The sequence below is a fragment of the Runella rosea genome, assembly GCF_003325355.1.
GTDB classification, from domain to species: Bacteria; Bacteroidota; Bacteroidia; order Cytophagales; family Spirosomataceae; genus Runella; species Runella rosea.
Genome location: NZ_CP030850.1, coordinates 1278489 through 1300022, shown reverse-complemented (window position 1 = coordinate 1300022; position 21534 = coordinate 1278489). Strand labels below are relative to the sequence as shown.

The window sequence follows — 21534 nt, the reverse complement described above, 5'->3', positions numbered from 1 at the left end:
AGTGCTTGGTTGTCAAATAATTAAAACCCAAAGTTGATTCCGACTAAGACGGTGCGTACCTGTGGCAAATCGTTGTTGGTGACCCCCGGTGAAAGCGTAGCCGTAGAGCCATCAGCGCCGCCGTTGCGAAATACTTCGGGATCCCAGCCCGTAAACTTGGTGAAGGTGAGCAGGTTTTGTCCGGTCAATGAAATTCGTGCTGTGCGGAGACGCAATTTGTTGGCTACCGATGCAGGAAGCGTATAACCGAGCTGCACGTTTTTGAGACGAATAAATGAGCCGTCGTGCAAGAATCGAGAAGACTCAAAGCCCCGTGCGTTGGAGTTCCACTGCATTCGGAAAGCCCCCTCGGTTTTGTTGAGTTCATCGCGCAGACTGCCGATGCCCGGGCTTTCGGCCCTTAGCACCTGACCAGTGGTGGGATAGCTTTGAGCGCGTTGGGCTTGGTCATAAATCCAGTTGCCGTATTGATAATAAAACAGAAAGTTAAAATCAATTTTACGGAATTGGAAACTGTTGGTCAATCCCCCGAATAGCACTGGGTACGGCGTGCGATTTTCGAGAATAAATTGGTTATTACCCGCATTATTGGCAATGGTTCCATCCCACAAAGCCCCCGTTTTTACCGTTTGACCAGTATTGTTGAAAACGACTCGGTCGCGCTCGTAAAAGAGTTCATTGCCAGTATTAGGGTCAAAACCAGCAAACTGCGCCATGTAATAGTTGCCCAAAGGATAGCCGGGTGTAGCGATGCTCGGACCAGCAATGACTTGGAAGGGGAAATTAAGAAATGGCGCGGTATAGGTACTCAACACCGTATTTTTGTTGTGGCTGATGTTAAAATCCGTCGTCCATCGAAAATCCTTTTTCGTAACGTTACGCGTGGTGATGCTCAATTCTACCCCACGGTTGCGAACGGAGCCGAGGTTGATGGTCATGGAATTGTTGATGGTGCCAAACAATGGCCCCAGTGCGTAATCCAAAAGTAAGCCTTCGGAGTCTTTGTTGTAGAAATCCAGTGTTCCGCTGATGCGTTTGTTCCACAAGGTAAATTCAATGCCCGCATCAAATTGCTTCGTAGATTCCCACGTCAGGGCGGAGTTGCCGGGATTGGTAAATTGTCCTCCCTGAACCCCGCCGTAGATGGCGGCATTGTAGCCCACAAACGTAAAGTTCTTTTGCCACGAGAAATTCCCGATTTCGGCGTTTCCAGTGCGGCCGTAGCTGGCGCGCAGTTTCAAGAAGTTCACAAAGGAATTGTTGCTCAGGAAGCTCTCATCGCTGATGACCCAACCCACCGACATGCCTGGAAAGGTAGCCCAGCGGTTTTCGGGGCCGAAGCGCGACGAGCCGTCGGAGCGCAGACTGACCTCAAACAAGTATTTGTCTTTGAAAGCGTAGTTAATTCTTCCGAAATAAGAAACAAACCGAAACGATATTTCATCGTTGAATACCACTGAGCGGGTCGTGTCTAAGCCCGTTTTGGCTCCAGGAGGTACGCGCTCCGTTATGTAGGTTTCGTTGTCAGAAATGCGGTTTTGCAGGCTGTTTCCTACCAAAACACCAATGCGGTGGTTTTTGCCCAATTCACGTGTATAATTAATGGTGTTGTTCCAATTAGAATTACGGTTTAGTACGTCACGGTTTTCGGCGCGGCCTTCTCCCGTTCGTTCGGCCCCCTGAATTCCCCTAGGATACAAAGTGGGATTGAGTAATATATCGTTTCTGGTTTTTTGGTAATCCGTGCCAAATTCGGAACGGATGGTTAAGCCTTTGACGGGTTCAATTTGGGCAAAAAAGGTGTTGATATTTCGGAAAGTGTTAGATTTGTTGGAATAGTTATTCCGATAAAAAACGGGGTTAGTCCCGATGCTCTGTGTATTGTTGGTGCCGTTGGCAATACCGTTGAAAAAAGACCCATCGGGTAACTGAATCGGGTAAGCAGGCAAGGCCGATGTGAGGCCGTATTGATACGAGTTGCCCAGTGGAACCATCTCATTATCAATGCTATTAAGCGATACATTGGCACCCAGTTTGAGGATTTTAATGGGGTTGTATTCTACATTTACCCGTCCGCTCAAACGACGCAAACCTTGTCCGATAATAATCCCGTCTTCTTTACGGTACGACCCGCTTCCATAGATAGTCAGGTTTTTTGCGCCACCGCCTGCACTCAGCGTAGCTTGCTGAAAACCACCCTGTCGTAGTACTTGGTCGAGCCAATTGGTACGGGTGTTGTAGAGGGTAGTGGAGTCAATCAATTGATTATCAAACGAAGCAGGTAACGAGCCACGCAAAATACCCGTAGGTAATAAGCTGGTCAAATTGGAAGAGGCTGGGGCCAGTCCCGCTCGGATGTTGTTGCGGGCGGCACGTTTCAAAATATTAAAATGATCAGCTCCGTTGTCGATAAAATCAACGCGATTTGTGGCAGTGTTGACCCCCTGTTGGTAGCTAAAATCAATGGTAGGTTTACCTTTTGCCCCTTTTTTGGTGGTGATTAAGATAACCCCGTTGGCCGCTCGTGACCCAAACAATATAGACGCCGAAGCATCTTTTAGGACCTCCATTGACTCAATATCGTCGGGATTGATTTCGGCCAAAGGATTCATGGCTACACCGCCCGTGCCGAAGGCTGAACTGTTAACGGGTTGACCGTCAATGACAATCAAAGGCTGCGAATTGGAGTTGATGGAAGCTACCCCGCGTACGTTAATACGCACCGCACCGCCGGGAGTACCTCCTGCTTGCGTAATTTGCACCCCCGCCGCCCGACCCTGAAGGGCTACATCGGGGCTAGCGGCGGTATTGGCACGAATATCGGCCGCTTTCAGTGAGGCAATGGAGCCTGTGACATCACGCTTGCGTTGCTCGCCAAAAGCCACCACCTGTACTTCGTTGAGTGAGCGCTCGTCAGGAAGCAGCGTAATGTTGATTTGACTCCGATTGCCCACCGTAATTTGCTGTGATAAATACCCCACATAGCTGATAATCAACGCAGTATTTTTGTCGGGAACGTCAATCTTAAAATTGCCGCTGGCATCGGTAGTGGTGCCTCTGGAAGTGCCTTTGATTAAAATACTTACGCCTGCCATGGTTACGCCTTTTTCGTCTTTAATGGTACCCGTAATGGGTAATTCAAGGCTTTGAGGCATTGCTAATCCTTGCACTTCTTCGTTTGGGAGTAAGCTTTGTTCGTTTCTACTTTTTTTGAGCAAAATGCGGTTTTCAATCACTTCGTATTCGATGGAAATGGGTTTGAGAATTTCCTCCAATACGGTTGAAAGCTTCCGTTTGTGGATATTAAGCGTCAGTCGTTGGGTGGATTTAATCTTGGTGCTGTACACAAATTTTACTTCCGCCTGCTTCTCTATTTGGCTCAAAATATCTCTCAGTTCGAGGCGCTCGCCAATGACCGATATAGGTCGGTTGAGTACTTCCTGCGCTTGGGTATCGTAGGCCCATGCCATGCTGGCGCACACGAGACATAGGAGCATTTGTGAAAATGTAATTTTCATAACCTTCCACATGATTTTTGGAATCGGTACGGTTTTTTTCATAGATTTACTCGTTTTTTAATGGGAAATAATTGAAAAACAGGCCCCTCCCACAGATTGGCGTTTGTAGAGGGCTTCACTTTTGAGTCAAAAATGTTCGTAGCATTTTTGACTCTTTTTTTTTACTAACAGCCGTCACCGTAGATAAATACGACCGTGCCACGCTTTTCGTAGGTCGCATCTATGGATTTACAGATAAGCTCCAATTGCGTAAACATAGACAGTCCGTTTAAGTCGGCGGTGATGTGACAATCCTTGGCGTTAGGATTGGCAATCATGAACTCAAGGCCATATAATTTTGAAAGAGCATCCAAAACCTGTTGAAGGGAGGCTTCCCGAAAGTCGAGCTGGGGCGGGGCCCTCTCAATGCTAACAATAGGCACAGGGTCATCGACGATACTCGGAACGATGTTTTTGGACGCCACATCAAACACTACCCGTTGGTTGGTTGTGAGAATGACCCCATTGCGCTCGGCGGGGCGGTTGGGCTTTTCGGCATAGACCGACACTTTTCCCGTTGTGACCGACACTTCAATCGTTTTGGCTTCGTCGTAGTGTTTGATGCGGAAACTTGTTCCTAGCACTTCCGTGGTCAATTCTCCCGTATGGACCACAAAGGGCTTGGTCAAGTTTCGTTTTACCTTAAAGAAAGCTTCGCCGATGAGGTGTACTTCTCGTTTGGTTTTGTTATAGTTTTTGTCGTAGATGATACTGCTGTTTTGTTTCAGCATGACCACCGTACCGTCTTCCAGTCGGACTTTCTGCTCTAACATGGTTGTGTTTTTTATTTCAATCCCTACCTGTTCAGGATTCTTGAGTACGGTTGTTTCGTTGTTTTTGGGAGCTTTATCGGTTGAAAACCACACAAATCCTACCACTAAGCAGGCCGCGATTCCCGTCAACCATGCCATTTTAATCATTAAGCCGTTGGATGCGGGTCGAATCTGGGCTTGAATGTTTTGCCAGATTCGTTTTTCAATCTCTTTTTTTTGTGATTGTAAGGGAAGGAGGGGGAGCTGTTTGGGCTGATTGTTGTACCAATCCATCAAAAGTTGGTCTTCTTTTGGGGTGGTTCGGCCTTCCAAATATCGTTTCGACAAATCGTTGAATTCTTGCTGTGTCATGTCTCGGTGTGTTAATGGCATTTAATTGTCGGATTGGAAGGGTTTGAGGTTCTCTTTCAAAAACTTCAATGATTTGGTAATGTGATACTCAACGGCCTTCTCGCTGAGGTTGAGGCCGAGCGCAATTTCTCGAACCGATTGATTTTCGAAGCGGCTGCGTTTGAAAACTTCGGCGCTTTTTTCGGGCAAACGGCTCAGGACGTTCTCAACCGCCGCCGATAATTCGCTGAAATTGACGATTTCGTCGGTGGCGTAGTGTTGATGAATTTCCTGAAAAATGAGGTATTCTTGGTATTTCCGGTAGCTAATCTGCGACTTGATATAGTCATAGACCTGATTTTTGATGGCAATGGTCAAGTAAAGATCTAGGTGTCGTATCACCACTTCGGTTCGGCGATTCCAGACTGTTAAAAATACCTCTTGAACCAATTCTTCCGCTTCCTCTCTGACCCCTGTTTGGTGGTAGGCAATTCCATATAGTTTATACCAATAGCGGCGGTATATTTCTTCAAAGGCCGAAATTTTGCCTTCCTGAAGAAATTCTACCAAACGTTTATCGTCGAGTTGCTTCACATTCATACGTTTTACCCCATTTACGTGTACAGTAGAACAACTCTCGTAAATCCCTAAAAAGTTTTGAAAAATAATTGAATAATACTGTTTAGGGCCAATTGGAGAGGTTTCATTTGACCAATTTATGGTAGGAACCCACAAAAAAAGTTCGCGTTTTTTAGAGAACGCGAACTTTTTTTGTGGGTTGTTATTAAATTCAAAAAACTGGCAATAAACGCTATTTTAGTTTTACCATTTCACTGCCTGCCATCAGAAAAGCCCCCGTGCCGAAATTCTGCCAACTGTCTTTGTCGGCGGGTTTGGGGTCATAACCGATGTTTTGTACCCAACCTATTTTTCCACTTTCTTGCTGACATTCTTGCAGGGCTTTCCACGACTTTTCAACGGCTGGTTTGTAGGTTTTTGCCTCCAACAGCCCGTTGTTGATGCCCCATGCTAGCCCAAACGTAAAGAACCCACTGCCGCTCGCTTCACCGTGCGCAAATGACTCCGGCGACAGCAAACTCGTGCGCCAAAGGCCGTCGGCTGGCTGCAGTTCTTTGACCCGCGCCGCCATTGTTTTAAAGAGGGTTTCGTAAAATGCCCGGTGCTTGTAGTTTTTGGGCATGTCTTCTAAAATCAATGCCAATCCACCCAATACCCATCCGTTACCCCGCGACCAGAAAATTTTGTTTCCATTGGTTTCCCGTTTGTCCGTGGCGGCCCCCGTGATCACAAATCGGGTATCTCTGGCAAACAGTTTTTCTTCTTTTTCAAAAAGCAACTCATACGTTTCCATATAGTAGCGGTGCATTTCGTCGAGGTATTTTTGGTCATTTTTCAAGATTGCATACTGGGTAAGCACGGGTGGAGCCATAAACAAAGCATCGCACCACCACCATAATATTCTTTGTTCGGCATTTCCTTTGCCCACTTTCCAATCCTGCGGTTCAAAGAGGTGCTCATGAATCCATTTTTCGGTAGGGGCAAGGTTTACGTCTTTGTTGCCGATTGAATTTAAGTACAAATAAGATTGGGAAATGGCCACGTCGTCGGCGTGGAAATACCTGTCGTAGGTTTTCCATTGGTTACGTTTGCCCATTTCAACCAGAGTGGTCAAAAATGCAGGATTTTGCGTCGATTTGTGGGCGCGCACCACGCCAGCATAATAAGCCCCGTTTGTCCAGTCGGTGGGTGCTTTTGAAAAAATCGGGTTGGCTTCCTGCCACTGCATGGCCCTGACCATGGCTTGCTCAATGGTGGATTTCTCACTCCCTTTGAATGTTTTACAAGCTTGAAAGGAAATGGTAAGGATGACGGCAACGGCGCTCAGCAGGATTCGATTCATTTGGTGTTAATTTAAGGTCGTTTCAATTTTTGGGAGGGATGAGCGGTTTTGATTACTGAAACACGCGTACATAATCTACTTCCATTTTGGCGGGAAAAACGCTTTCATCAATGCCCTTAGCACCGCCCCAATTGCCGCCCACTGCTACATTGAGCAACAAGTACTCTGGCTTATCAAACGGCCATTCATTGACAGTTTTGTGTTCATTAGCAATACTTAAATAAACGTAGCCATCCAACAGAAAATCCATTTTCTCGGGCGTCCAATCAACAGCGTAGACGTGAAACTCAGTGTAAGGGTTTTTGATAAAAATCTTCTTTGATTTCTGGGTTCCCTTTACGTGGTTATAGGCTTGGGTGTGGATGGTACCCACGAGCGTATCGGGGTCGTAACCTACGTGCTCCATGATGTCGATTTCGCCGCATTTGGGCCAGCCAGCGGTTTCGATGTTGCTGCCCAGCATCCATATAGCAGGCCATGTGCCGCGCCCCTTGGGCAATTTGGCCCGTACTTCAATGCGTCCGTAGGTCCATTCGGCTTTTCCTTTGGTTAGGAGTCGGGCAGATGTATAGTCTCGGTTTTCAAATTTGCTTTTGCGGGCGGTGATGGAAAGGACGCCGTTTTTGACGAGCGCATTAGACGTATCAGCATTGGTGTAATATTGCAACTCGTTGTTTCCCCAACCTTTGCCGCCAACGTCGTAGCCCCATTTGGTCGCATCGGGTAAGCCTGTATAATTAAATTCATCGCTCCAAACCAATTTGCGTTTTTCTTTGGCAAATCGCGCATTACGTACCAAGGCTTTTTCGGGTTCGTCGGTGGTTAAATAGTCAATATCTCGTGCCAAAAAATAATCCATTACCAAAGTGTCATTTACGGTCCAAGCGTTGGTAGCGACGCCCAATTTTTTGGCGTTGGCAATCCATTGCTCGTCTTTTTGTAAAACGCTGAAGTGATAATCCAACCCGCCGATGTTGTCGGCTTGGAGTTGAGCTGCTGAGATATTTCCGTTGAGGTATTGGAGTTTTGCGTTTTTATCCAGCTCCCGCACTTTCTTCAGGATGTCGTAGTCAAAACTGATGTATACTACCCAGTTTTGGGCCTTTAACTTTTGAACGGTCTTGACCACTTTTTCTGCCAAAATCATGGCCCGCTCTTTCCCTGCGGGTGAGGGTTTGATTTCGGTCACGAGCATGGTCTTTTTTTGTTTTTTGCCCGCTTTCAGGTATTCTTCCAGCGTCGGAAGCTGCTCGCCGTTTTTCAGCGTTTTTTTGATAAGTTCGGCATAATCGGTTTTTTCGATGTCCATTCCTTCGTAATGCGCGTCATGATTGATGACCAACACTTCATCTTTGGTCATTCTAACGTCAAATTCTGAGCCGACACAACCCAGTTTGATGGCATTCTCCAACGATGCAATGGAGTTTTGGGGGGCTCCCGTGTTTTTCCAAGCTCCACGGTGGGCCACTATTTTGTTGTTATGAAAAGATTGGGCCTTGGAGAAATAAGAAAAAGAGAGTGTCCAAAATACTAAAAATAAGGAGATTACGTGCTTGTTCATTCGTATAGTTTATTTGTTCAAAAGATGATTGCCTTCTGTTAAGGAATACAGTGGGTTTTAAAAATGGTGTCTTCGTTTTTATTGGCTATTACTTTCAAAGGCAAATTTTGTCATTTTCTTCTCATGTAGCCTTCAGATTTGAAATTCCGTAAAATACCATTGAAAAAATCACGTAACCTTCAAGTAATATTTGGATAACATGGTCTTTGATATACCAAACAAAATACAGTAATTGCCAAAAAATAGCAAATTAAGCACAATTAACTAATGAAAATACCCATCAAATCGTTTGCTTTTCTCCCTCCAAAAACGTTTATGTATCTTCTTTAACTTTTGTTTATTGTTGATTAACTTGCGTACATTGATTATTCAAAACGTATCTCCTTGAAACCGACTGACATTAAAAACCCGGAATATTTCCACAAGGTTGTGGACTGTCAATACGCGTGTCCGGCGCATACACCTGTACCCGAGTACATTCGGCTCATTGCGGCCGAACGCTACACCGAGGCTTACATGGTCAACTGGGAATCCAACGTTTTCCCGGGTGTTTTGGGTCGTACCTGCGACCGCCCCTGTGAACCCGCCTGCCGACGCGGGCGCGTGGAAGAAGAGCCCGTGGCGATTTGCCGCCTCAAACGCGTAGCGGCGGATAACAAAGGGGATGTAACGAGCTTTATGCCCCAAGGTCCTTTTATCCCGAACGGTAAAAAAATAGCCCTCATCGGTGGTGGCCCCGCTTCGCTGACGGTGGCCCGTGACTTGGCTCCGTTGGGATACGAAGTCCATCTGTATGACGACCAACCGATGGGCGGAGGGATGATGCGCAGTCAAATCCCCTCGTTTCGTTTGCCCGATAGTGTGCTGAACGAAGAAGTAGGTTTTGTGCTTGATTTGGGCATTCATACGCATTTCAATACCCGCGTAAACAGCCTTCGGGATGTTTTGGACCAAGGCTACGATGCTGTATTTGTGGGTACGGGCGCGCCCAAAGGAAAAGATTTGGCCGATTTGCCGGGCCGTTGGGATGCCAAGGCCCATGTGCACATTGGGATTGAGTGGTTGGCGAGTGTGGCGTTTGAGCATACGGCCAAAATTGGCAAAAAAGTAATCGTTTTGGGCGGTGGAAACACGGCCATGGATTGCTGCCGCACCTCTCGCCGCTTAGGAGGAGAAGAAGTGAAAGTGGTGGTGCGCAGTCCGTTCAAAGAAATGAAAGCGTCGCCTTGGGAAATCGAGGATGCGCTCCACGAAGATATTCCGATTTTAGAATGCCACGTTCCGAAATCGTTTGTGGTGGAAGAAGGTCAACTCAAAGGAATGATGTTTGAAAAAGTGGAGGCCAAATACGAAAACGGCCGCCGCAAACTCGTCTCGACGGGTGAGCCTGACGTATTTATCGAAGCCGATGATGTGCTGGTAGCCATCGGACAAGAAAACTCATTTCCGTGGATTGAACGCGATTTAGGCTTGCAGTTTAACGAATGGGGCTTACCTGTATTGGACGAAAAAACCTTCCAGTCGACCATTCCCAACGTATTCTTCGGTGGCGACTCGGCCATGGGCCCAAAAAACGTCATCACGGCCGTAGCGCAGGGACATTCGGCGGCGGTTTCGATTGATTTGTTTTGCAGTGAAAAATCTGTCCATGACCGTCCTTCTCCGTATACCAATCTGATCAGTCAGAAAATGGGGATTCACGAGTGGATTTACGATAGCCCCGTCTCCGACGATGAGCGTTTTAAGGTGCCGCACGCCGACAAAGCGTTGACCCTGAAAGACCGTAAAAAAGAAGTTGAATTGGGCTTTAGTCCCGACACAGGCTTTAAAGAAGCCCAGCGTTGCCTCAACTGTGACGTTCAAACGGTATTTACCGAAAATAAATGTATTGAATGTGATGCCTGCATGGATGTGTGTCCCACGTCGTGTATCACGTTCACCGTCAATGGCGAAGAAGAAGATTTGCGCTCGCGGCTTCTGGTTCCCGCCGATAATTTATCCCAAGATTTATACGTTTCGGATACGCTCAAAACGGGCCGTGTGATGGTCAAAGATGAAGATGTGTGTCTTCACTGCGGCCTATGCGCCGAGCGTTGCCCTACGTCAGCGTGGGATATGCAGAAATATTTGTATTCAGTAACCAAAGCAGGTAATCAATGCGGAATCTTACAGGAGTTAACGACTTAGTAGTACGGTTTGCCAACGTCAACGGGACGGGTTCGGCCAGTGCCAATAATATGTTTGCGATGTCCATTTTTCGAATGGGCATCCCCATGACCGCTAAAAATATTTTTCCTTCCAATATTCAGGGATTACCGACCTGGTATGAGGTGAGGGTCAGCGAAAAAGGCTATTTGGGCCGCCGCGAAGGAGTAGATATCATGCTGTGTGTCAACCCACAAAGCATGAAACAAGACGTGGCTTCGGTCAAGCCGGGCGGGTATTTTCTGTACGACAATACAAAAAACCTGCACAAAGATTTTATCCGCGAAGACGTCAATTATATCGGTATTCCGATGATTGGAATTTGTATGCGGCTCTATTCCGATGCGCGTCAGCGGCAGTTGTTCAAAAATATGATTTACGTGGGTGCTTTGGCGGCCCTCTTGGATATTGAATTGGAGGTGGTGAAAGGAATCATTGCCGACGAATTCAAGAAAAAGCCCAAACTCATTGAGCCCAACGTGCAGGCCATGATGGCGGGTGTAAACTACATCAAAGAAAACTACGAGCATCCGCTAGGATTGCGCGTGGAGCGTCGCGATTTGGTGGGCGATGCCATCGTCATCGACGGCAATACTGCCTGCGGAATTGGGGCCGTGTACGCGGGCGCTACGGTAGCGGGTTGGTATCCCATTACGCCCTCAACGTCGTTGGTGGAGGCATTTGCTAAATATTCCAATCGTTTGCGCGTTGACCCCGAAACTGGCCTCAAAAAAGTAGCAATCGTGCAGGCCGAAGATGAATTGGCGGCGTTTGGGATGGTGTTGGGTGCCAACTGGAACGGTGCCCGGGCATTTACGGCCACCAGCGGTCCGGGGCTTTCGTTGATGAATGAGTTTTTGGGATTGGCGTACTTTGCCGAAATCCCCGCCGTATTGGTGGATGTACAGCGCGGCGGGCCGTCTACGGGGATGCCCACGCGGACGCAGCAGTCGGATTTGCTGTTGGCGGCCTATGCTTCGCACGGCGATACCAAACACGTACTGTTGATTCCGAGCAATCCTTCCGAATGCTTTGACTTTATGGCCGACGCCTTTGACTTGGCCGAACGCCTCCAAACGCCCATCATCGTCATGACCGACCTTGATTTGGGCATGAATGAGCACTTATCCGCGCCCCTGAAGTGGGACGATGCCCGTCGCTACGACCGGGGTAAGGTATATACCGCCGAAGATTTGGACGCGTTGAGCGCCATGGGCAAGCAGTTTGGACGTTACCTAGACGTGGACGGCGACGGCATTCCGTACCGGACGCTCCCGGCTACGCATCCGACCAAGGGGTCATTCTTTACGCGTGGAACTTCTCACGACGAATATGCGCGCTACACCGAAGACGGCGTGAAAAATGCGCAGGTGCTGGACCGTTTGTCTAAAAAATGGGATACGGCCAAGGAAATTCTGCCGTTGCCAGAGTTTTATCAGACCCAAAATGAAAGCAATATCGGGATGATCTTTTTCGGCACCACCACCTACGCGGCTTTGGAAGCGATAGATTTGTTGAAACAAGAAGAAGGAATTACGCTAGACGCCATGCGCGCCACGGCCTTTCCGTTCCACGCTTCCGTAGAGGAGTTTATCGAAGCCCACGACCAAGTGTTTGTGGTGGAACAAAACCGTGACGCGCAATTCCGTACGCTGTTGATCAACGAATTGGAAATCAATCCCAAAAAATTGATCAAAATTCTGAACTATGATGGTATGCCCATCACAGCCGATGCTATTCGAAATGGTATCGCGAAGCATTTGGAAGCGATTAAGTTGTAGATAGGAATAATATAAATAACCTTGTATAACGGTTAACCGAGAAAGAATTCCAATGACGTATATAAAACCAAAATTTCGTCACCCCGACCTGCCCAAAAATGCGGTAGGCTTCACTAAAACAGATTATGAAGGGGTGATTTCGACACTTTGCGCGGGCTGTGGGCATGATTCCATCAGCGGCTCCATCGTGCAGGCGTGCTACGAGATGTCGATTGAACCGCATCGCGTGGCAAAACTGTCGGGTATCGGGTGTTCGTCCAAAACACCAAACTATTTCCTCAACAACTCGCACGGGTTCAACTCCGTCCACGGGCGAATGCCGTCGGTTGCGACGGGGGCCAACATGGCCAACCGCGACCTGATTTACCTCGGCGTATCGGGCGACGGCGATACGGCTTCGATTGGGATGGGGCAGTTTGTGCATGCCATTCGTCGTAACCTCAACATGCTGTACATCGTGATGAACAACGGTTGCTACGGCCTGACCAAAGGACAGGACTCGGCCACGGCCGACGCTGGCTCGGTCAGCAAAAGCGGCTCCGTCAATCCCTTTGAAGGTATTGATTTGGTGGGCATGGCGTTGGAGTTGGGTGCTACTTTTGTGGCGCGCAGCTTTTCGGGCGACAAAACCCAGCTCGTACCGCTCATCAAAGCGGCGCTTTCTCACAATGGATTTGCGCTGATTGACGTGCTTTCTCCCTGCGTAACTTTCAACAACAACGTGGGTTCTACCAAGTCGTACGATTACGTGCGCGACCACATTGAGGCGTTGGCCGAAATTGGGTACGTTCCCGAAAAAGAAGAGATTACCGTTTCTTACGACAGAGGTAGCTCGGTTGACGTCGAACTCCACGACGGCTCGTCGGTGCAGTTGCACAAGCTGGCCGATGGCTGGGATCCGCGCGACCGTCAGGCGGCGATGAGTCGTTTGCAACAAGCCAAAGCCGAAGGTGAAATCCTGACGGGATTGGTGTACGTAGACCCCGAAAGCAAGGATTTACACGAAATCATCAAGTCAGATAAGCGCCCGCTGAACAGCCTAAAAGAAGAGGATTTATGTCCGGGGGCGGGAGTATTGGCCATGATTAACGACGAGTTTAGGTAATCTCTGGCACTCAATAGTCAAACCGCGTAGGGAGAGTCCCTGCGCGGTTTTTGTTTTCAGGGCAATATGATTCCCAGATTTGAATTAACTTGTCAACTTTTAGGCGTTTGAGCATGAGTTAGGTGTGTTGGAACGAGAGCAACCGAGTGCACCAGCATTTTCGTTTTAAACCTCTGCTTCTTAGTGCTTTTGCGTGATTTTGTTTATTATTCCGTTTAAAAAAATATGAAAGTAATCATTATTGGCGGGGGCATTGGCGGGTTGACTACCGCCCTTTGCCTACACAAGCTCGGACTGGACGTAAAAGTCTTTGAATCGGTCAAAGAAGTAAAACCACTGGGGGTAGGTATCAATTTGCTGCCTCATTCGGTTCGGGTGCTTACCCACCTTGGCCTGCAACCCATAATTGCCCAAAATGCCATTGAAACGACCGATTTGGCCTATTTTAATAAATTTGGACAGCCTTTTTGGAGCGAGCCACGCGGACGGTTTGCGGGGTATAAATGGCCCCAATTTTCAGTCCATCGCGGAAGGTTGCAACAACTGCTGTTTGAAGAAGCCACGGAGGTGTTGGGTAGCGAGGCACTCCTGACAAACCATCATTTGGTTTCTTTCGAACAAAACGAACGGGAAGTCATCGCGCATTTTGTAAACAAAGAAACGGGACAAACCATCGGGCAGGAGCGGGGCGATTTGCTGATTGGGGCGGATGGAATCAATTCGGTGGTGCGGCAACAACTATATCCCAATGAAGGGCCACCAGTGTATTCTTCCAATATCCTGTACCGAGGCACTACGCGTATGAGGCCGTTTTTAAATGGAACCACCATGGTAATGGTAGGACATAATGCCCAAAAAATAGTGGCGTATCCCATTCATCCAGAGCCTGATGCAGAAGGAAACAAACTCATCAATTGGGTGGCGAATGTACGTCAAAACGAGCAGCAAAAACTGGAAGTAAGGGATTGGAACCGTCCGGCAGACCAGCAGAGATTGGTCAACAAATACCAAGATTGGACGTTTGATTGGCTCGATGTGCCGGCGATGATTGCGGGGGCCAAAGTCGTGTACGAATTTCCAATGTCGGACCGAAATCCTTTAGACCGCTGGACGTTTGGCCGTGTCACGTTGCTCGGAGATGCCGCCCACCCCATGTACCCGATTGGTTCCAACGGGGCTTCGCAGGCGATTTTGGATGCTGATTATTTGGCTGAATGTTTGAAAAATACGCAAAATCCCATAGAAGCGTTAATGGCTTACAACGATGAGCGCGTGCCTGCTACGGCAAAAGTGGTGTTGCAAAACCGCGCCAAAGGCCCCGACGAAATCATGGATAGGATGGAAGAACGTTTCCCCAACGGTTTTTTGGAAGACCAGATTCCGCGTGCGGAGTTGGAAGAGGTAATGAACCGGTACAAACAAATTGCGGGGTTTGATATTCAGACCCTTAACCAAAAATCATAAAGAATGGAGTTGAAATTCGCTTTTGAGCTGCGGGTAGAAGTGGCAGAAATACAGGTGTTGGGAGATACGCCAAAGGGAAATCGTCGGATGATACCCATCAAAGGTGGGACGTTTGAAGGGGAAAAAATAAAGGGAGTGATTCAGTCAGGAGGCTACGATTGGCAGTTGATTCGGACCGATGAAGTTGCCGAAGTAGACGCGCGGTACGTGCTGAAAACCGACGACGGAGCGTTGATAACAATTGTCAATCAGGGACTTAGGCGAGGACCCGCATCGGTGATGAAACGACTAGCAGCGGGGGAAGAGGTATTGCCGTCGCAGTATTATTTTCGTTCCATTCCCGTGTTTGAAACCGCCGACCCCCGCTACGCCTGGCTCACGCAGTCGGTTTTTGTGGCAACGGGCGTGCGCAAACCAGATAAAGTGTTGATTCAGGTGTATGAGGTTTTATAGTACATTTTTGAGGTAGATACGTGATTTAAGGCCCCCATGTAAGGTTTAACAAAACGCTTGCATGATGGGTTAAGGGATTTATACTAAATTGTATTCCAGAAGTTTTAACATCAGCAACAATGAAAATTCAGGAGAAAACATTTTTGATTACGGGGGGCGCTTCGGGTTTGGGAGCGGCCACGGCCAAAATGATAGTTGAAGACGGAGGTAACGCGGTACTGGCCGATGTAAACTCCACGGTGGGCGAACAAACAGAAGCGGAGCTGGGCGAAAACGCGCTGTTTGTACATACCGATGTGACGAACCCCGAAAGTGTCCAAAATGCCATTGATACGGCCATTGATGCTTTTGGCGGACTAGATGGCCTAATCAATTGCGCAGGAATCGGTCCCGCCGAGCGGGTGGTGGGCAAAAACGGCCCCCATTCGCTGGAGCGTTTTAGCAATGTCATATCCATTAATCTCATTGGTACTTTCAACGTGATTCGTTTGGCGGCGGCGGTGATGCAGCACAATGAACCCGAAGAAAGTGGCGAGCGTGGAATCATCATCAATACAGCATCGGTGGCGGCTTTTGACGGCCAGATCGGGCAGGCGGCGTATTCTGCCTCGAAAGGTGGAATTGTGGCAATGACGCTGCCCATCGCGCGTGAGTTTGCAAAGTTGGGAATTCGGGTAATGACCATCGCACCGGGTATTTTTGAAACGCCTCTGCTGATGGGAATGCCTGATGAGGTAAAAGCGTCGTTAGGGCAGCAGGTTCCGTTTCCTTCACGGCTCGGCAAGCCGCATGAATATGCGGCACTCGCCAAGCATATTATTGAAAATCAGATGCTTAACGGTGAGGTCATTCGTTTAGATGGGGCGATACGAATGGCAGCAAAATGAAATAGGAAAGGGTGAGAAACTTAGGGGTATGTCTAATAGTGCTCAAAAAAGCGGCTCTTTTGTAGAAACAGCCGCTTTTTAGTAGTTTTGGCGCTCCCTAACCTGTTATTGTTACCCCATGCGACATTCGTTATTTACAGTATTGCTTTTAGTGTTGTTGATTCCTTCCCTGTTTGCCCAAAAAAAACGGCGAGTTACCAAAAAAGCCAAGCCCCTTCCGGCGGTTAACGTTACCCAAAATGCTTTTCCCTTAAAAGTCAGCCGTGATGGTCGTTACCTTACAAATCGAAACGGTCAGGCTTTCTTAATGAACGCCGATGCAGGCTGGACATTATTTCATAAATTGAAAATGGAAGAGGCACGTTTCTATTTAGAACACCGTCATTCTAAACACTTCAATACTATTTTTGTGCAATTATTGCCCCCTGAGTCCAATCAGACCAATGCTTACGGAGAGGCTCCATTTGCAAGGAAGGGGGATTTTGCTACCCCGAATGAAAAATACTTTACGTACGTTGACGACATCCTAAAAATGGCGGCTCGGATGCAGTTGTTGGTAGCGATTGTGCCTGCTTGGCTGGGCTGTTGCGGCACGAATTGGTTTGAGGTACAGACCACCAACGGAGTCGATAAATGTCGCGATTTTGGCCGATACCTTGGTCGTCGATTCGGCAACCATTCCAATATTCTCTGGATTATGGGCGGCGACCGTGATCCGCTACGTGAGGAGGCTGTGCAACGGGCCATGGCCGAGGGTATTAAAGAGACAGCCCCAACCCAGTTGATGACTTATCACGCGGCAAGTTCTCATTCAAGTACCGATGTATTCCCTGCCGAAAAGTGGCTTGATTTTAGTATGGTCTATACGTATTTTCGGGGTAAGCAGGGCGTGTGGACTTCTGATATGCCACACGTATACGAGGTGGCTTTGAAAGAAACCCAAAAATTGCCGCGAAAAGCGTTTATCTTGGGGGAATCGCAGTACGAAGATGAAAACGTAGGCAATGCGCTCATGATACGTCGGCAGGCGTATTGGTCACTTTTGGGGGGAGGAAGCGGACAATGTTACGGAAGTTCCGTCTGGGCTTTTGGGGAGGACTGGCGCCAAAAACTTGACTTGCCCGGCGTGGCCCAGATGAATTTATTTCAAAAAATAATGAACGGATTACCTTGGTATCTTTTTCGTCCCGATACTACTTCTGAACTCTTAGTAGAAGGACGCGGCACGTACGGCAGTGATGATTATGGGGTGGTATCTATACTACCGAATAACCGAATGGCCATGATTTATCTGCCTTCAAGTAGAACGATTAAAGTGAATGTAGAAAAAATTAACGGAAGTAATATCAGGGCTTTATGGATAAGCCCACGCACCAATAATCGGTTCATTGGCGGGTATTTTAAACCCCAAGGCGTTCGCGAACTTATTCCTCCAACACTCGATGAAGATTGGCTGTTGTTATTGGGCAATGTGGGAAGAAAGTAGTAAGCATTAGGTAAATATATCCCTAAATGCTCAATAAATGAATGGTTGTATGAAGATTGGACCTATTTCCGGAACGATTTTTGATTATTTTTACAGCATAATTACTCCATAAATTCATTTCTCAACTCTTCATGATGGCCAAACATATCGGATGGTGGTGGTGTGTTCTAGCTTCGGTTTGCACGAGTCAGGCGCAGGAAGTTCAGTGGGCCGGCAAATTAGTGGGGTTTTCATCCGAATTTCGTAAAGAAACCTACGGGCAAGAGTACCGGGCCGTCCAAGTATTGGGAGCGCCCAATACCATCCCTCCCTTTGGAGAAAGTGCCTGTGCATGGTCTCCGTACAACGCCGATTCCAACGTTGAAGAATGGATTAAGGTGGCTTTTGAGAAGCCGCAAAAAGCACGCCAGATTCTTATCGTCGAAAATTTCAACCAAGGCTGCATAACGCAGGTATATGCTTATGATGAGGCAGGAAAGGAGGTTTCGGTATGGACAAATTCTGGGGCTGCCGCTGCTGATGTGGGTCGAGTTTTGGTCGTAAACGTTCCAGATTCTACGATGCTGATCAGTTCCGTGAAAGTGTCACTGAATCCTGCCCGGGTCAAAGGCTATAATCAGATAGATGCTATCGGCTTGACGTTAAGTAACAAGCCTTTTGAGTCAAAAATCAATGTTTTCAAAGATGCGCCCAAAGAAATCATCAAAGAGAATTTGGGCATCGGTGTAAATACCAAAGCGCAGGAAGTGGCTCCCATCATTTCGCCCGACGGAAAAACCATTTTTTTTACAAGAGGGAAATACGAAAAAAATGTAGGAGGTGCTGAGAATCAGGATGTATGGTTTGCTACGCGACAAGGTGACCAATGGAATGAAGCGCAAAACATGGGGGCGCCCATCAATAATGCCGACAACAACGCTATCGTGAGTATTTCGCCCGACGGAAAAACGCTGTACCTCATGAACGTATACCGCCCGGATGGTACGATGACGTTTGGGTTGTCGAAATCTACCCGCACAAAAACGGGTTGGACAACACCCGTGGAATGTAAGATTGAGGATATTTATAACCTTGACAAAAAGAACAATACTGAGTTTACGCTCTCGCCCAAAGGAAATGTGTTGGTGATGTCGGTCAAGCGTCAGGATACCAACGGAGATCGCGATTTGTACGTCAGTTTTGTCAAAGGCGACGGCTCGTGGAGTAAACCCCTCAACATGGGTTCAATCATCAACACCGCTGACGTAGAAAGTGCCCCCTTTATTGCAACCGATAACAAAACGCTCTATTTTACGTCGTACGGGCATGCGGGTTATGGGGGTGGGGATATTTTTATGACGCGTCGTTTGGATGAATCGTGGACCAAATGGAGTCAGCCCGAAAACTTGGGGCCCGCCATTAATACTCCCCAATGGGATGGTTTTTTGAGTATTCCTGCTTCGGGAGAATATGCCTACGTAAGCTCCATGCAAAACTCCTTGGGAGGGGAGGATTTATTTCGTTTTAAGGTTTACAACGCCATTCGCCCAGAGCCAGTGGCGATTATATCGGGTAGCGTGATTGACGCCGATACCCGAAAACCCGTCACGACCGAAATTTTGACCAATTTATTGAAGGACAACACCAACATTTCCAAAGTTGAATACGACCCCGAAACGGGTGAGTATAAACTTATCTTGCCGGTTCAGCAGTCGTACCGTTTGAGTGCGGTGAAGGATGGTTTTTTTCCGTTGGATGAAATTGTGGATTTGTCGAAAGACAAACGTTTTCGTGATATAAAAAGGAATATTTTGTTGGTTCCCATCAAAGAAGGTAAGAAAATTACGCCGAATGGAATCATGTTTGAGCAAAGTAAATTTGAGTTGCTGACCGAAGCCTTGCCCGACTTAGACCGAATCGCCGAAATGATGGTCAAATACGCCAATATGGAGCTGCTTATTGAGGGCCATACCGACAATCAAGGCGATTTTAAGCTCAACATGGAACTCTCTGAAAACCGAGTGAAAGAGGTAAAAAAGTATTTAGTGGGCAAAGGCATTGCCGAGAATCGTCTTCAGGTGAAAGGCTGGGGCTCAACCAAACCCGTAGCAAGCAATGAAATTGAAGAAACCCGTAAAAAAAATAGGCGGGTGGAGTTTACGATTTTAAAGGTTTGATTTTAGCATTTTTTTGTTTAATTCGCTGACTTTAAAACAAGTCAGATGCCTGATACCCCCAAACGAGATTTAAAAGAGTACGTTGATGTAGGTCATTCTGAGCTGGAAAACCACCTGCGTACCCAAAATGCCCAATTTCAAAGTGCCCTTGAGGAGGCCGATGCGGGGCGAAAGCTCACCGATTTTTTATGGCTGAATATCTTTGGTTTTGCCTATCATTACCTAAAAAGCCGCTTTGGTCCCCGTCATCCGTATCAATATTACCCCACCAGCGACGACACTGGGGTGTACAGAATGAAGGTCGAAAACGAAACGACCCAAATTGCGCTGCTCTCCGATTGGGCTTCAGATACACCCGAATCCGACCGCGTGGGCGCGGTCGTAGCCTTCCATAAACCTGATTATTCGATTCACTTAGGCGATATTTATTTTGTGGGTGCGCCGTCTGAAGTACACGATAATTTTATCAGCCCCAAAGCGTCGTGGCCCCGTGGCAAATGGGGGAGCCTAGCCCTGGCTGGCAACCACGAAATGTATTCAAACGGAGCCGCGTTTTACAAAATGCTTTTGCCAACGATGGGCGTGCGCGAAGCTAATGCGGCATCCGACGGGTTGAAACCGTCAGACGCATCGATGATTCGGGAACAGAAAGCAGGGTTTTTCTGCCTCGAAAATGACTATTGGCGAGTGATTGGTTTAGATACTGGCTATACTTCGGTGGAACGCCCTTTTGTCGAAATTCTTTCGCCCCCAGATTGCCACTTACGAAAAGAACAAGTCAAATGGCTAAAAAATCAACTTCATCTTGACAACCCCGACGACCGTCGCGGAATCATTTTTTTGAGTCATCATCCCCCTTTTTCGAATTTTCGAAAATCTTTTCCGCGTCCAGCGCGGCAAATAAGACAACTGTTTGGTGAGTTTTTACGTCCTGTATTATGGATATGGGGGCATGAGCATCGGCTGGTTGGGTACCGAGAACGAAAGGTGGGAGGGTTGCCCATTCACGGTCGCTGCATCGGACACGGCGGCATGCCGGTCGAGATAGACGCGCCGCGGGTAGATACTGACGCTATTCTATTTTATGACCAACGAAGAAGAAAAAATATCCGTCGAATTGGCGTGGGCTACAATGGTTTTGCGTGGTTGAAATTTGAGCAAGAAAATCTCTCCATTGAGTACCGCGATGTAGAAGATAAAGTAGTAACGGGTGAAAGTTGGAGAATCAATCTTCAATCTGGTTTGATTGATAAAATAGGATAAAATACGTTCTTGTTCAGCGCGAATCAACCAATAAACACTATGAAACCAAGTTTTATTCTCTTGACTATCATTTTCTTTGGGTTGCTGGGTTGTATCTCCGAAGTGAGCGATGACGTTGCTCCGCCGGGTGCACCAGTATTTAAGGGAGAAGGCTACCGTCCCGTTTATCTTAGCACCGACGAAATGCGAAAAGTAAGCACCGAAGCGCCGCAGGCGCTCCGACGGCCGGGGAAAATTTATGTGAAAGGAAGTTATCTTTTTATCAATGAACAGGGCAAAGGCGTTCATTTGCTCAACAATGCGGATCCCGCCGCCCCCCAAAAGATTTCGTTTATTAAAATTCCTGGTAATGTGGACATTGCCGTAAAAGGAAACCTGATGTACGCCGATAACGGGCGGGATTTTGTAGTGCTCAACATTGCTGACCCCACCAATGTTCGGTTGATTAAGCGAATTGAAAACGCCTTTCCTGCCCAATCCTATCCCCCTTATCTCAACGCTTATTTTGAATGCGTGGATGAAACCAAGGGAGTGGTGATGGGCTGGGAAAAAGTGACAATGAAGCGTCCTAAATGTTTTCGCTAAAAACTGA

15 protein-coding genes are annotated in these 21534 nt (G+C 47.6%); 10 read left to right on the top strand and 5 right to left on the bottom strand.

Annotated features, from left to right (window positions below; all coding sequences use genetic code 11):
• Positions 1-20: 20 nt before the first annotated feature.
• The 5 genes from DR864_RS05570 to DR864_RS30350 all read right to left on the bottom strand — a co-directional run bounded on the left by DR864_RS05570 (position 21) and on the right by DR864_RS30350 (position 8142).
• Positions 21-3560: a SusC/RagA family TonB-linked outer membrane protein gene (locus DR864_RS05570; RefSeq protein ID WP_114066024.1), complete on the bottom strand. Its 3540-nt coding sequence runs from the start codon at positions 3558-3560 to the stop codon at positions 21-23.
• Between the two features lie 122 nt (positions 3561-3682).
• Positions 3683-4681, bottom strand: a complete 999-nt coding sequence (locus tag DR864_RS05565; protein WP_162793567.1) for a FecR family protein — start codon at positions 4679-4681, stop codon at positions 3683-3685.
• A 21-nt stretch (positions 4682-4702) separates the two neighbouring features.
• Positions 4703-5260 carry an RNA polymerase sigma factor gene (locus DR864_RS05560; protein WP_114070165.1) on the bottom strand — a complete coding sequence of 186 codons (558 nt, stop codon included), beginning with the start codon at positions 5258-5260 and terminating at the stop codon, positions 4703-4705.
• A 211-nt stretch (positions 5261-5471) separates the two neighbouring features.
• Complete coding sequence (locus DR864_RS05555; protein ID WP_114066022.1) at positions 5472-6581, bottom strand: glycoside hydrolase family 88/105 protein; 1110 nt, start codon at positions 6579-6581, stop codon at positions 5472-5474.
• A 52-nt stretch (positions 6582-6633) separates the two neighbouring features.
• On the bottom strand, positions 6634-8142 hold the full coding sequence (locus DR864_RS30350; RefSeq protein ID WP_114066021.1) for a family 16 glycosylhydrolase: 1509 nt from the start codon (positions 8140-8142) through the stop codon (positions 6634-6636).
• 384 nt (positions 8143-8526) lie between these two features.
• Here DR864_RS30350 and DR864_RS05545 point away from each other — a divergent pair, with 384 nt between their 5' ends.
• The 10 genes from DR864_RS05545 (at position 8527) to DR864_RS05500 (ending at position 21527) form a co-directional block, all read left to right on the top strand.
• Positions 8527-10329 (top strand): FAD-dependent oxidoreductase, encoded by a 1803-nt coding sequence (locus tag DR864_RS05545; RefSeq protein ID WP_114066020.1) that lies wholly within the window; start codon positions 8527-8529, stop codon positions 10327-10329.
• The gene (locus DR864_RS05540; RefSeq protein WP_114066019.1) at positions 10299-12128 is read left to right on the top strand and encodes a 2-oxoacid:acceptor oxidoreductase subunit alpha; all 1830 of its coding nucleotides are present in this window, start codon (positions 10299-10301) and stop codon (positions 12126-12128) included. Before DR864_RS05545 ends, DR864_RS05540 begins: the two co-directional genes overlap by 31 nt.
• Before the next feature lie 52 nt (positions 12129-12180).
• Positions 12181-13233, top strand: a complete 1053-nt coding sequence (locus DR864_RS05535) for a 2-oxoacid:ferredoxin oxidoreductase subunit beta (protein ID WP_114066018.1) — start codon at positions 12181-12183, stop codon at positions 13231-13233.
• 225 nt (positions 13234-13458) lie between these two features.
• Positions 13459-14697, top strand: coding sequence for a flavin-dependent oxidoreductase (locus DR864_RS05530; protein WP_114066017.1), 1239 nt, complete (start codon positions 13459-13461; stop codon positions 14695-14697).
• Positions 14698-14700: 3 nt separating this feature from the next.
• Complete coding sequence (locus tag DR864_RS05525; RefSeq protein ID WP_114066016.1) at positions 14701-15150, top strand: DUF3237 domain-containing protein; 450 nt, start codon at positions 14701-14703, stop codon at positions 15148-15150.
• 119 nt (positions 15151-15269) lie between these two features.
• The gene (locus tag DR864_RS05520) at positions 15270-16037 is read left to right on the top strand and encodes a 3-hydroxyacyl-CoA dehydrogenase (RefSeq protein ID WP_114066015.1); all 768 of its coding nucleotides are present in this window, start codon (positions 15270-15272) and stop codon (positions 16035-16037) included.
• 118 nt (positions 16038-16155) lie between these two features.
• Entirely contained in the window at positions 16156-17523 is a 1368-nt protein-coding gene (locus DR864_RS05515; RefSeq protein ID WP_114066014.1) for a glycoside hydrolase family 140 protein, read from the top strand.
• A gap of 131 nt (positions 17524-17654) precedes the next feature.
• Positions 17655-19679 carry an OmpA family protein gene (locus DR864_RS05510; RefSeq protein ID WP_114066013.1) on the top strand — a complete coding sequence of 675 codons (2025 nt, stop codon included), beginning with the start codon at positions 17655-17657 and terminating at the stop codon, positions 19677-19679.
• Positions 19680-19724: 45 nt separating this feature from the next.
• Positions 19725-20942, top strand: coding sequence for a metallophosphoesterase family protein (locus DR864_RS05505; protein WP_114066012.1), 1218 nt, complete (start codon positions 19725-19727; stop codon positions 20940-20942).
• Between the two features lie 39 nt (positions 20943-20981).
• Positions 20982-21527, top strand: coding sequence for an LVIVD repeat-containing protein (locus tag DR864_RS05500; protein WP_114066011.1), 546 nt, complete (start codon positions 20982-20984; stop codon positions 21525-21527).
• Positions 21528-21534: the final 7 nt, after the last annotated feature.